This is a genomic window from Salmonella sp. WC3, assembly GCF_042932255.1.
Taxonomy (GTDB): domain Bacteria; phylum Pseudomonadota; class Gammaproteobacteria; order Enterobacterales; family Enterobacteriaceae; genus Salmonella; species Salmonella enterica.
In genome coordinates this window covers 4,282,191-4,294,722 of record NZ_CP170629.1, presented here as the reverse complement: position 1 = coordinate 4,294,722, position 12,532 = coordinate 4,282,191, and the positions used below count along the sequence as shown (strand labels likewise).

Genomic DNA, 12,532 nt, shown 5'->3' with positions numbered 1-12,532 from the left:
CGCCGCCATCCGGCAATAATGCACTCAGTTAGTCTGATAAATATCCTTATACAACCGACTCTCGAAGCGTACCAGCGGGATTCGGCGATTACGCTGATCGGCAGGTGGAACCGCGTAGCCGGACAAATACTGTACAAATGCCATCCGTTGTCCGCTTGCGGTGGTAATAAAGCCCGCCAGATTATACACGCCCTGCAGTGATCCGGTTTTCGCCGAAACCTTACCGTCTACGCCCGCCTGATGCAGCCCGGCGCGGTATTGTAATGAACCATCATAGCCCGCCAGCGGCAGCATAGAGATAAAGTTCAGCTCGTTATCGTGTTGGGCGATATATTGCAGCACCTGCATCATCGTGGCGGGAGCGATCAGGTTATGGCGAGAAAGACCGGAACCGTCGGCAATAATGGTATTGCCGATATCAATTCCCGCCTGTTGGCGCAGGATCTGGCGAACGGCATCCGATCCCGCCCGCCAGGTGCCAGGCACGTTAAACCTGACATGACCAATCATCCGAAAAACAGTATCGGCGATCATGTTGTCTGACTTTTTCAGCATAATCTTAAGCAGATCGTGCAGTGGCGCCGACGGTTTACTGGCGACGATCGTTCCGGGCTCGTTAACCTGCGTCTGGCGCAGCAGCGTGCCGCGGTAAGTTATCCCGGCCTCTTTCAGTTCCTGCTTGAGGATCGCGCCCGCGTAGCTGGCGCCGTCCTGAATAGCAAAGGCCAGCGGCAGCGGGTCGGCGCGCTGGGGTAAACAGCCGGTAAGCGTATAACGGTTCAAATCGCCAGGCACAACATCCAGCTCGCAATACTGCGCTTCTGCCGAACCGCGCGGCAGAGTCCGTACCTGGCTGAACATCGTTACCGGATAATAAGAGGCCACGCGAATAAAGGCTAAATCGTTTGGTTTTTGCGCGCTATAAAGCGACACAGAAAAACAGTTGCGGTCAACAATGGCGGCGGCGGGAGGCGCGCTGAAACACTGCGTCAGGTTGTTCCACGGCCAGCCTGGCGCTTTATCGTGGCTGGCGAAAATCGACGTGTCGATAAGCACATTACCGTCGATTTGCGTGACGCCGGACTTTTTCAGCGTCGCGACCATATTGCGAATATCCTGACGTCTTAGCGTTGGATCGCCACCGAAGCGCGCAATTAAGTCACCTTTCAGGATACCGTTATCGACGTTGCCTTTAGTCTCCAGCGTGGTCGTAAAACGGAAATCCGGGCCGAGTTGAATCAGCGCCGCCAGCGCGGTAATCACTTTTTGGGTACTGGCGGGAAGCGCCATCTGCTGACTATGATAATCAATAGCCGGCGCGGGCGCGCCAATCTTTTGCACCATCAGCGCGAGGTTGGCGCCGGCCGGAAGCTGTTTGATGTATTCGTCAATATTCGCGGCCTGAACGCTGAACGCTATACTGGTGGTCAATCCGATGATAAATCTGGAAAATCGCATAATCTCGCGCTAACACCCTGGAAACAAGCCGTCATACTACGGCGCAACGCCCTAAAAAGTAAACGATGACCCATAGGGAACTCCAGGGTAAAATGGTTATCAAAGAGGAAATTGTAGCTGACCTGGGACTGCGCGCCCGGGTTGGTGTTTTTTTGCTTCTGACCCTAGTATGGCATATGCCGGGGCTGGCTTAGCAGCCGGGGTAGAGTTCATTGCCCCCTACAGGAATGTTCAAGAGGTATAACAAATGCAAGCTATTCCGATGACCTTACGCGGAGCCGAAAAACTGCGCGAAGAGCTGGATTTTCTGAAATCTGTGCGCCGTCCTGAAATCATCGCCGCTATCGCCGAAGCGCGCGAACATGGCGATTTAAAAGAAAACGCGGAGTATCATGCTGCACGCGAACAGCAGGGTTTCTGCGAAGGGCGCATTAAAGATATCGAAGCAAAACTGTCGAATGCGCAGGTGATTGACGTTACCAAAATGCCGAACAATGGTCGCGTGATTTTCGGCGCTACCGTCACGGTGCTGAACCTGGACACCGACGAAGAGCAGACCTATCGTATTGTTGGCGATGATGAGGCGGATTTTAAGCAAAATCTCATTTCGGTAAACTCGCCAATCGCTCGCGGCCTGATCGGCAAAGAGCAGGATGACGTCGTGGTGATTAAAACGCCTGGCGGCGATGTGGAATACGAAGTGCTTAAAGTGGAATACCTTTAAGTAGTACTCAATACGCAAATTGTTGGTGTATTGTAAAGAAAGGAAAAAGGCCGCATAGCGGCCTTTTATCAACGGAGAGAGCGTGGCATTTTGCTCTCCTGCTCGTGGAAAACCCCTCGTTTTACACAGATTTTGTGTTCGACTTTAGGATATCCTTAACGCGGCAGCGAGATTTTACGCTCTTTAGTTGGGCGATACAGCACCAGCGTTTTACCGATGACCTGTACGTTACAGGCGCCGGTTTCGCGCACGATAGCGTCCACGATCAAGGTTTTTGTTTCGCGATCTTCCGAGGCGATTTTCACCTTGATAAGTTCATGGTGCTCTAACGCTTGTTCAATCTCGGCCAGTACCCCTTCGGTCAAACCATTATTGCCAAGCATAACAACAGGCTTGAGCGGATGTGCCAGACCTTTTAGGTGCTGTTTTTGTTTAGTACTCAGATTCATCGTATATTTTTGCTTACGTTGGGATTGAAAACGGGTCATTCTACCGCCATCTCCCTTATATCGCCAAATAGGCGTGTAGAAATTTACGCCATTGGCTACGATGAACTGCCCCGACGGGAAAGTTAAATGACAGGTAAAAAGCGTTCTGCCAGCTCAAGCCGCTGGCTTCAGGAACACTTTAGCGATAAATATGTTCAACAGGCGCAGAAAAAGGGGCTACGCTCCCGTGCCTGGTTTAAACTTGATGAAATACAGCAAAGTGACAAACTTTTTAAGCCGGGAATGACGGTAGTCGATCTCGGCGCTGCGCCAGGAGGCTGGTCACAGTATGTGGTCACGCAGATTGGCGGCAAAGGCCGCATCATCGCTTGTGATCTTTTACCTATGGATCCTATCGTTGGTGTGGACTTTCTTCAGGGCGATTTTCGTGATGGACTTGTCATGAAAGCGTTACTGGAACGCGTGGGTGACAGTAAAGTACAAGTTGTCATGTCGGATATGGCACCAAACATGAGCGGAACACCGGCGGTGGATATCCCCCGCGCCATGTATCTGGTGGAGCTGGCGTTAGAGATGTGCCGCGATGTGCTGGCGCCAGGCGGAAGTTTTGTAGTGAAGGTGTTCCAGGGCGAAGGTTTCGATGAGTATCTAAGGGAAATTCGCTCCCTGTTTACGAAGGTTAAAGTTCGTAAGCCGGACTCTTCGCGTGCGCGTTCGCGTGAAGTGTACATTGTAGCGACCGGGCGAAAGTGATAACCGGCAGATTTCAGACGTAAGGTTTGAAAGAAACTGGATATAGAGTATCCTGACGCTGTTTTTAACACAGTTGTAATAAGAGGTTAATCCCTTGAGTGACATGGCGAAAAACCTAATACTCTGGCTGGTCATTGCCGTTGTGCTGATGTCAGTATTCCAGAGCTTTGGGCCCAGCGAGTCTAATGGCCGTAAGGTGGATTACTCTACCTTCCTGCAAGAGGTCAATCAGGACCAGGTTCGCGAAGCGCGTATCAACGGACGTGAGATCAACGTTACCAAGAAAGATAGTAACCGTTACACGACTTACATTCCGATTAATGATCCGAAGCTGCTTGATAACCTGCTGACTAAAAACGTCAAGGTTGTTGGCGAACCACCTGAAGAGCCAAGCCTGCTGGCTTCTATCTTCATTTCCTGGTTCCCGATGCTGTTGCTGATCGGCGTCTGGATCTTCTTCATGCGTCAGATGCAGGGCGGCGGTGGCAAAGGCGCCATGTCGTTCGGTAAGAGCAAGGCGCGTATGCTGACGGAAGATCAGATCAAAACCACGTTTGCTGACGTCGCGGGTTGTGACGAAGCGAAAGAAGAAGTGGCGGAACTGGTCGAATACCTGCGTGAACCGAGCCGTTTCCAGAAGCTGGGCGGTAAAATTCCGAAAGGCGTCCTGATGGTCGGCCCGCCGGGTACCGGTAAAACCCTGCTGGCAAAAGCCATTGCGGGTGAAGCGAAGGTGCCATTCTTTACGATTTCCGGTTCTGACTTTGTGGAAATGTTCGTCGGTGTCGGCGCGTCTCGAGTGCGTGACATGTTCGAACAGGCCAAGAAAGCGGCGCCGTGCATTATCTTCATCGATGAAATCGACGCCGTAGGCCGCCAGCGTGGCGCAGGTCTGGGCGGTGGTCACGATGAACGTGAGCAGACGTTGAACCAGATGCTGGTTGAGATGGACGGCTTCGAAGGTAACGAAGGTATCATCGTTATCGCGGCAACCAACCGTCCGGACGTTCTGGACCCGGCGCTGCTGCGTCCAGGTCGTTTTGACCGTCAGGTGGTGGTAGGCCTGCCGGATGTTCGCGGTCGTGAGCAGATTCTGAAGGTGCATATGCGTCGCGTACCGTTAGCGACGGATATTGATGCGGCGATCATTGCGCGCGGTACGCCGGGCTTCTCCGGTGCTGACCTCGCGAACCTGGTGAACGAAGCGGCGCTGTTTGCGGCTCGTGGTAACAAGCGCGTTGTGTCGATGGTTGAGTTCGAGAAAGCGAAAGACAAAATCATGATGGGCGCCGAACGTCGCTCCATGGTGATGACGGAAGCGCAGAAAGAGTCGACCGCGTACCACGAAGCGGGCCACGCGATTATCGGTCGCCTGGTGCCGGAACACGATCCGGTGCACAAAGTGACGATTATCCCGCGCGGTCGTGCGCTGGGCGTGACCTTCTTCCTGCCTGAAGGCGACGCGATCAGCGCCAGCCGTCAGAAGCTGGAAAGCCAAATCAGCACGCTGTACGGTGGCCGTCTGGCGGAAGAGATTATCTACGGCGTTGAGCATGTTTCTACCGGCGCGTCGAACGACATTAAAGTCGCGACTAACCTGGCGCGTAACATGGTCACCCAGTGGGGCTTCTCGGAGAAACTCGGTCCGTTGCTGTACGCGGAAGAAGAGGGCGAAGTGTTCCTCGGCCGTAGCGTCGCAAAAGCGAAACATATGTCTGATGAAACTGCGCGTATCATCGACCAGGAAGTGAAAGCGCTGATTGAACGTAACTACAATCGCGCTCGTCAGATCCTGACTGACAATATGGATATTCTGCACGCGATGAAAGATGCGCTGATGAAATATGAAACCATCGATGCGCCGCAGATTGATGACCTGATGGCGCGTCGTGAAGTGCGTCCGCCTGCGGGCTGGGAAGATCCAAACGGCACCAATAACTCTGACAGCAATGGTACGCCTCAGGCGCCGCGTCCGGTTGATGAACCACGCACGCCGAACCCGGGCAACACGATGTCAGAGCAGCTGGGCGACAAATAAGTATTTGTTTTACAACATTATGTTTAGCGCTCACCGAAACCCTGGGGCTTGCCCCGGGGTTTTTCTTTTTTTAACTCACCATAAATAAAACAGGGATTTTGACCATGAAACTCTTCGCTCAGGGCGCCACGCTCGATCTCACTCATCCGCATGTTATGGGGATCCTGAACGTAACGCCGGATTCGTTCTCCGACGGCGGCGCGCATAACACGCTGATTGAGGCGGTGAAACATGCGAATTTAATGGTGAATGCCGGGGCGACAATTATTGATGTGGGGGGGGAATCAACGCGACCAGGCGCGGCAGAAGTGAGCGTGGAAGAAGAGCTGGCTCGCGTTATTCCGGTACTGGAAGCAATCGCGCAACGTTTTGAAGTGTGGATTTCTGTGGATACCTCTAAACCCGAGGTGATCCGTGAAGCGGCAAGGGCGGGCGCGCATATTATCAATGATGTCCGTTCACTCTCCGAACCCGGCGCGTTGGAAGCGGCAGCGGAAACCGGCTTGCCGGTCAGTCTTATGCACATGCAGGGCAACCCCAAAACCATGCAGGAGGCGCCGAAATATGACGATGTCTTTGCCGAGGTGAATCGCTACTTTATTGAGCAAATAGCACGTTGTGAGAAGGCCGGCATCGCAAAAGAGAAATTGTTGCTCGACCCAGGATTCGGTTTCGGTAAAAATCTCTCTCACAATTATACCTTACTGGCGCGACTGGGTGAGTTTCATCATTTTAACCTGCCGCTGCTGGTGGGCATGTCACGTAAAACGATGGTTGGTCAGTTACTTAACGTGGGACCATCAGACCGTCTGAACGGTAGCCTTGCGTGCGCGGTAATTGCCGCGATGCAGGGCGCGCAGATCATTCGCGTCCATGACGTCAAAGAAACCGTAGAGGCAATGCGGGTGGTGGAAGCCACTCTGTCTGCAAAGGGAAACAAACGCTATGAGTAATCGTAAATATTTCGGTACCGATGGGATTCGCGGACGTGTAGGCAATGCCCCCATTACACCTGATTTCGTGCTTAAACTGGGTTGGGCTGCCGGAAAAGTGCTGGCGCGTCATGGCTCGCGTAAAATCATTATCGGTAAAGATACGCGTATTTCCGGCTATATGCTGGAGTCCGCGCTGGAGGCGGGCCTTGCCGCTGCGGGACTGTCGGCCTCGTTTACCGGACCTATGCCAACGCCAGCCGTCGCCTATCTGACGCGGACTTTCCGCGCGGAGGCGGGTATCGTTATCTCGGCTTCGCATAACCCGTTCTATGATAACGGCATTAAATTCTTCTCTATCGACGGTACGAAACTGCCTGACGATGTGGAAGAAGCCATCGAAGCCGAAATGGAAAAAGAGATCACCTGCGTAGACTCCGCCGAGCTGGGGAAAGCGAGCCGCATCGTCGATGCCGCCGGACGCTATATTGAGTTCTGTAAAGGCACCTTCCCGAACGAACTGAGCCTCAACGGCCTGAAAGTGGTTGTGGATTGCGCCAACGGCGCTACCTACCATATCGCGCCGAATGTGCTGCGCGAGCTGGGCGCGACCGTTATCGCCATCGGCTGTGAGCCAAACGGCGTCAACATTAACGAAGAAGTGGGCGCGACCGACGTGCGCGCGTTGCAGGCGCGCGTGTTGGCGGAGAAGGCGGACCTCGGCATCGCGCTTGACGGCGACGGCGACCGGGTCATCATGGTTGACCATGAAGGCAATAAAGTCGATGGCGATCAGATCATGTATATCATCGCGCGCGAAGGGCTGCGCCAGGGGCAACTGCGCGGCGGCGCGGTGGGGACGCTGATGAGCAATATGGGGCTGGAGCTGGCGCTCAAGCAGCTTGGCATTCCGTTTGCCCGGGCGAAAGTGGGCGACCGCTACGTGCTGGAAAAATTGCAGGAAAAAGGCTGGCGCATCGGTGCGGAAAACTCTGGTCACGTTATTCTGTTGGATAAAACGACCACTGGCGACGGTATTGTAGCGGGGCTACAAGTTCTGGCGGCGATGGTGCGTAATCATATGAGTCTGCACGATCTGTGCAGCGGTATGAAAATGTTCCCGCAGATTCTGGTTAACGTGCGTTACACCGCCGGTAGCGGCGATCCGCTGGAAAATGATGCGGTGAAAGCGGTAACGGCGGACGTAGAAGCCACGCTCGGCAATCGTGGGCGGGTACTGCTACGTAAATCCGGTACCGAACCGCTGATTCGCGTGATGGTTGAAGGCGAGGATGAAGCGCAGGTTACGGCTTTCGCCCATCGTATCGCGGATGCGGTAAAAGCCGTTTAAGCGTTTAAGTGACTAAAAAGGCGGCGGTTGCCGCCTTACTGCCCGCAAAAAACAACGCTTTTGCTGTTTTTTTCCGCAGTTGATACAATGCGCTTAAATTGCCCTTGCGAAGGTCATTCGCTTTGGTTAGTATTCACACCCGCTTCAGTGGGAAACAGTAAAAATCCCGCTTTATTGGTAGAAGCATTGGTACGCGGCAACTCCGCAAGGAACAGGTTGATTATGTACGAAGCTCTTTTAGTTGTTTTCCTTATTGTGGCAATTGGCCTTGTAGGTCTGATCATGCTGCAGCAAGGTAAAGGCGCTGATATGGGAGCCTCCTTCGGAGCAGGCGCTTCCGCTACGCTATTTGGTTCAAGTGGTTCTGGTAACTTCATGACCCGAATGACGGCGGTATTGGCGACGTTGTTCTTCATCATCAGTCTGGTGTTGGGTAATATCAATAGCAACAAAACCAATAAAGGAAGCGAGTGGGAAAATCTGAGCGCGCCGGCGAAGACCGAGCAGACTCAACCTGCTGCACCGGCCCAGCCGACCAGTGATATCCCGCGCTAATAGCAGTATCCGTGCCGAGGTGGTGGAATTGGTAGACACGCTACCTTGAGGTGGTAGTGCCCAATAGGGCTTACGGGTTCAAGTCCCGTCCTCGGTACCAATATTCCGAAAGAAAGACGCTGAAAAGCGTCTTTTTTTTCGTCTGTTATTTGTGATTTTCTGTAGGTCGGATAAGGCGTTTACGCCGCCATCCGACATTATTACAACGCCTGATGGCGCTACGTTTATCAGGCCTACAGACACCTTATATTCCGCGCATAAAAAAGGCCGCTTTCGCGGCCTTAAAATGATAAATGTTTACTTCGCTTTGTTTTCCAGATTCTCAACCTGCGGCAGACCGGTCGCGGAAGAGGCGGTTAACAGACCGGCTTTCGCGTAGCCGAACAGTTTCTCGCGGGTATCGGTAATGTCCAGATTACGCATGGTCAACTGACCGATACGATCGTCCGGTGAGAACACGGACTCGCCTTTCTCCATGGTCAGACGTTCAGCCTTATAGGTCAGATTGTCAGACACGGTGTTCAGGATGGAGTAGTCGTTGCCGCGACGCAGCTCGAGTGTGACCTCACCGGTAATCTGGCTGGCGACCCAACGTTGCAGGCCGTCACGCAGCATCAGCGCCTGAGAGTCGAACCAGCGGCCCTGATACAGCAGTTTACCCAGCTGACGACCATGAGAATGATACTGTTCAATGGTGTCTTCGTTGTGAATACCGGTCAACAGACGCTCGTAAGCGATGTGCAGCAGCGCCATCCCCGGGGCTTCATAAATACCGCGGCTTTTTGCTTCAATGATGCGGTTTTCGATCTGGTCGCTCATGCCCAGGCCGTGACGGCCGCCGATGCGGTTTGCTTCCAGCATCATCTCAACATCATCGCTGAAGGTTTTACCGTTCAGGGCAACAGGGTGGCCCAGCTCGAAGCGGACGGTCACCTCTTCTGCCGGGATCTTCACGCTCTCGTCCCAGAACTTCACGCCCATAATCGGGTTGACGATCTTGACGCTGGAGTTAAGAAACTCCAGATCTTTCGCTTCATGCGTGGCGCCGAGCATGTTGGAGTCGGTGGAGTAGGCTTTTTCGACTGACATCTTATAGTCGAAGCCGCAGGCAATCATAAATTCAGACATCTCATGGCGACCACCCAGCTCATCGATAAAGTCGGTATCCAGCCACGGTTTGTAAATCTGCAGCTCGGCGTTGGTCAGCAAGCCGTAACGATAGAAACGTTCAATATCGTTGCCTTTATAGGTGCTGCCGTCGCCCCAGATATTTACGCCATCTTCTTTCATCGCGGCGACCAGCATCGTGCCGGTCACGGCACGGCCCAGCGGCGTGGTATTGAAATAGGTCAGTCCGCCAGTCGTATTATGGAAAGCGCCGCACTGAATCGCTGCGATCCCTTCTGCAACCAACTGCTTGCGGCAATCAATCAGGCGAGCATTCTCTGCGCCATACTCCATTGCGCGACGAGGAATGGCGTCATAGTCATCCTCATCCGGTTGTCCCAGATTCGCAGTATAGGCATATGGGACAGCTCCTTTTTGTCGCATCCACAGCAGCGCGGCGCTGGTGTCCAGACCGCCGGAAAAAGCGATACCAATACGTTGACCTGCTGGAAGATGCTTAAGAATCGTCGTCATAGAATAGAACCCTGCTTGATTGACTGATAATGAGATCGGTTTCTGCTTTAGTGCATTTTTATGCAAAATAAATGAGTTTTCATTTAATCATCTTTTAGCAGAAACAGGAAGCGTTTAGTGAAGGTTTACTGAAATAACGTTGTGAAATGCGTGTATAAGCCGGAGAGGTGGGATGAGTATAACGAAGAGTGATATTCATTCATCTGCATATTGGGAATAGGGTTGACATAACTCATGCCTGGTCACTATACTGTGCGCAGATTTTACGTCCCGTCCTCGGTACCAAATCCCAGCAGTATTTGCAAATTTTGCCCAAAACGAGTAGAATTTGCCACGTTTCAGGCGCGGGGTGGAGCAGCTTGGTAGCTCGTCGGGCTCATAACCCGAAGGTCGTCGGTTCAAATCCGGCCCCTGCAACCACTTTCCCTTAGAGTTCTTTTTCAAATATACTGTGAAGATTATGTCCTTCGTAGCTGGATTTGAAAAAAATTCTTTCGGAAGGTACACCAGACCGCCGTTGCGGTTATAGGGTTCAGTTATCTAAAGCCCCGATTTATCGGGGTTTTTTGTTATCTGACTACAGAATAACTGGGCTTTAGGCCCTTTTTTTATGTCTTGGGGGTGGGCTTGTCCACATTAGAGCAAAAATTAACAGAGATGATTACAGCGCCAGTTGAAGCCTTAGGCTACGAGCTGGTCGGCATCGAATTTATTCGCGGTCGCACATCCACACTGCGCATCTATATTGATAGTGAAGATGGCATCAATGTTGATGATTGTGCTGATGTGAGCCACCAGGTAAGCGCGGTGCTGGACGTTGAAGATCCTATCTCCGTGGCTTACAACCTTGAAGTCTCGTCACCGGGTCTCGACCGTCCTATGTTCACTGCCGATCATTATGCGCGTTTCCAGGGTGAAGAAGTCGCGCTGGTTCTTCGCATGGCGGTACAGAACCGTCGCAAGTGGCAGGGCATTATCAAAGCGGTGGACGGTGAAATGATTACCGTCACAGTCGAAGGCAAAGATGAAGTGTTCGCGCTGAGTAATATCCAGAAGGCGAACCTGGTTCCCCACTTTTAACAGTCTGGATGAGGTGAAAAGCCCGCGATGAACAAAGAAATTTTGGCTGTTGTTGAAGCCGTCTCCAACGAAAAAGCGCTGCCACGCGAAAAAATTTTTGAAGCGCTGGAAAGTGCGCTGGCGACAGCAACAAAGAAAAAATATGAGCAGGAGATCGATGTTCGTGTAGAAATCGATCGTAAAAGCGGTGATTTTGATACTTTCCGCCGTTGGTTGATCGTTGAAGAAGTGACCATGCCGACGAAGGAAATTACGCTGGAAGCGGCGCGTTTTGAAGACGAAAGCCTGAATGTCGGCGACTATGTTGAAGATCAGATTGAATCTGTCACCTTTGACCGTATCACCACGCAGACTGCGAAACAGGTTATCGTACAGAAGGTCCGTGAAGCTGAACGCGCGATGGTTGTCGATCAGTTCCGCGACCAGGAAGGCGAAATTGTCACTGGCGTGGTGAAGAAAGTGAACCGCGACAATATCTCTCTGGAAATTAAATCCGAAGGGATGGCCGGTAACGCTGAAGCGGTGATTCTGCGTGAAGATATGCTGCCGCGCGAAAACTTCCGCCCTGGCGACCGTATTCGCGGCGTGCTGTATGCTGTTCGACCGGAAGCGCGTGGCGCGCAGCTGTTCGTCACCCGTTCCAAGCCGGAAATGCTGATCGAACTGTTCCGCATCGAAGTGCCGGAAATCGGCGAAGAAGTGATTGAAATTAAAGCGGCGGCTCGCGATCCGGGTTCTCGTGCGAAAATCGCAGTGAAAACCAACGATAAACGTATCGATCCGGTCGGCGCTTGCGTGGGGATGCGCGGCGCGCGCGTTCAGGCGGTCTCTACCGAACTGGGCGGTGAGCGTATTGATATCGTGCTGTGGGATGATAACCCGGCGCAGTTCGTCATTAATGCGATGGCGCCGGCAGACGTCGCGTCTATCGTGGTGGACGAAGATAAACATACCATGGATATCGCCGTTGAAGCCGGTAATCTGGCGCAGGCGATCGGACGTAATGGTCAGAACGTCCGCCTGGCTTCGCAATTGAGCGGCTGGGAACTCAACGTAATGACCGTTGATGACTTGCAGGCTAAACATCAGGCTGAAGCACATGCCGCTATCGAGATTTTTACTAAATATCTTGATATTGATGAAGAGTTCGCGACCGTTCTGGTAGAAGAAGGTTTCTCCACGCTCGAGGAACTGGCCTATGTGCCAATGAAAGAACTGCTGGAAATTGACGGCCTTGATGAGCCGACCGTTGAAGCACTGCGCGAGCGTGCTAAAAACGCACTGGCCACTCTGGCGCAGGACCAGGAAGCAAGCCTCGGTGATAACAAACCGGCTGACGATCTGCTGAATCTGGAAGGATTAGATCGCGATATGGCTTTCAAACTGGCGGCTCGTGGTGTTTGTACGCTGGAAGATCTCGCCGACCAGGGCATTGATGATCTGGCTGATATCGAAGGGTTGACCGACGAAAAAGCCGGTGAGCTGATTATGGCTGCCCGTAATATTTGCTGGTTCGGCGACGAAGCGTAATAAACTGTAGCAGGAAGGAAC

Annotated in this window: 11 protein-coding genes and 2 tRNA genes; 10 read left to right on the top strand and 3 right to left on the bottom strand. The window is 52.7% G+C overall.

Translation table 11 applies throughout. The features are described 5' to 3' along the window. Window positions 1–24: 24 nt before the first annotated feature. Window positions 25–1,458, bottom strand: coding sequence for a serine-type D-Ala-D-Ala carboxypeptidase (gene dacB / locus ACFK9X_RS21010; RefSeq protein WP_151117604.1), 1,434 nt, complete (start codon window positions 1,456–1,458; stop codon window positions 25–27). A 247-nt stretch (window positions 1,459–1,705) separates the two neighbouring features. Here dacB and greA point away from each other — a divergent pair, with 247 nt between their 5' ends. Beyond that, window positions 1,706–2,182, top strand: coding sequence for a transcription elongation factor GreA (greA, locus tag ACFK9X_RS21005; protein WP_001148008.1), 477 nt, complete (start codon window positions 1,706–1,708; stop codon window positions 2,180–2,182). 155 nt (window positions 2,183–2,337) lie between these two features. On the opposite strand, the gene yhbY is transcribed toward greA, so the two are convergent. Further along, window positions 2,338–2,631, bottom strand: a complete 294-nt coding sequence (gene yhbY / locus ACFK9X_RS21000) for a ribosome assembly RNA-binding protein YhbY (RefSeq protein ID WP_001592995.1) — start codon at window positions 2,629–2,631, stop codon at window positions 2,338–2,340. Between the two features lie 126 nt (window positions 2,632–2,757). On the opposite strand from yhbY, the gene rlmE reads away from it, so the two are divergent. The 6 genes from rlmE (at window position 2,758) to ACFK9X_RS20970 (ending at window position 8,360) form a co-directional block, all read left to right on the top strand. After that, window positions 2,758–3,384, top strand: a complete 627-nt coding sequence (gene rlmE / locus ACFK9X_RS20995) for a 23S rRNA (uridine(2552)-2'-O)-methyltransferase RlmE (protein WP_151117602.1) — start codon at window positions 2,758–2,760, stop codon at window positions 3,382–3,384. A gap of 103 nt (window positions 3,385–3,487) precedes the next feature. After that, window positions 3,488–5,422 (top strand): ATP-dependent zinc metalloprotease FtsH, encoded by a 1,935-nt coding sequence (gene ftsH / locus ACFK9X_RS20990; protein ID WP_001107481.1) that lies wholly within the window; start codon window positions 3,488–3,490, stop codon window positions 5,420–5,422. Between the two features lie 104 nt (window positions 5,423–5,526). After that, window positions 5,527–6,375, top strand: a complete 849-nt coding sequence (gene folP / locus ACFK9X_RS20985; protein WP_135400883.1) for a dihydropteroate synthase — start codon at window positions 5,527–5,529, stop codon at window positions 6,373–6,375. Then, window positions 6,368–7,705 (top strand): phosphoglucosamine mutase, encoded by a 1,338-nt coding sequence (gene glmM, locus ACFK9X_RS20980; protein ID WP_000071167.1) that lies wholly within the window; start codon window positions 6,368–6,370, stop codon window positions 7,703–7,705. The genes folP and glmM overlap by 8 nt, the downstream gene beginning before the upstream one ends. A gap of 222 nt (window positions 7,706–7,927) precedes the next feature. Next, window positions 7,928–8,260: a preprotein translocase subunit SecG gene (gene secG, locus ACFK9X_RS20975; protein WP_000272680.1), complete on the top strand. Its 333-nt coding sequence runs from the start codon at window positions 7,928–7,930 to the stop codon at window positions 8,258–8,260. Window positions 8,261–8,273: 13 nt separating this feature from the next. Further along, window positions 8,274–8,360, top strand: a tRNA-Leu gene (locus ACFK9X_RS20970). A 197-nt stretch (window positions 8,361–8,557) separates the two neighbouring features. On the opposite strand, the gene argG is transcribed toward ACFK9X_RS20970, so the two are convergent. Continuing rightward, window positions 8,558–9,901 carry an argininosuccinate synthase gene (gene argG / locus ACFK9X_RS20965; protein ID WP_161126781.1) on the bottom strand — a complete coding sequence of 448 codons (1,344 nt, stop codon included), beginning with the start codon at window positions 9,899–9,901 and terminating at the stop codon, window positions 8,558–8,560. 343 nt (window positions 9,902–10,244) lie between these two features. On the opposite strand from argG, the gene ACFK9X_RS20960 reads away from it, so the two are divergent. From ACFK9X_RS20960 to nusA, 3 genes are all read left to right on the top strand, one after another. After that, window positions 10,245–10,321: transfer RNA gene (locus ACFK9X_RS20960), tRNA-Met, on the top strand. A 207-nt stretch (window positions 10,322–10,528) separates the two neighbouring features. Beyond that, the gene (gene rimP, locus ACFK9X_RS20955; protein ID WP_000105461.1) at window positions 10,529–10,981 is read left to right on the top strand and encodes a ribosome maturation factor RimP; all 453 of its coding nucleotides are present in this window, start codon (window positions 10,529–10,531) and stop codon (window positions 10,979–10,981) included. 27 nt (window positions 10,982–11,008) lie between these two features. Continuing rightward, window positions 11,009–12,511, top strand: a complete 1,503-nt coding sequence (gene nusA / locus ACFK9X_RS20950) for a transcription termination factor NusA (protein ID WP_001031038.1) — start codon at window positions 11,009–11,011, stop codon at window positions 12,509–12,511. The last annotated feature ends 21 nt before the right edge of the window (window positions 12,512–12,532 follow it).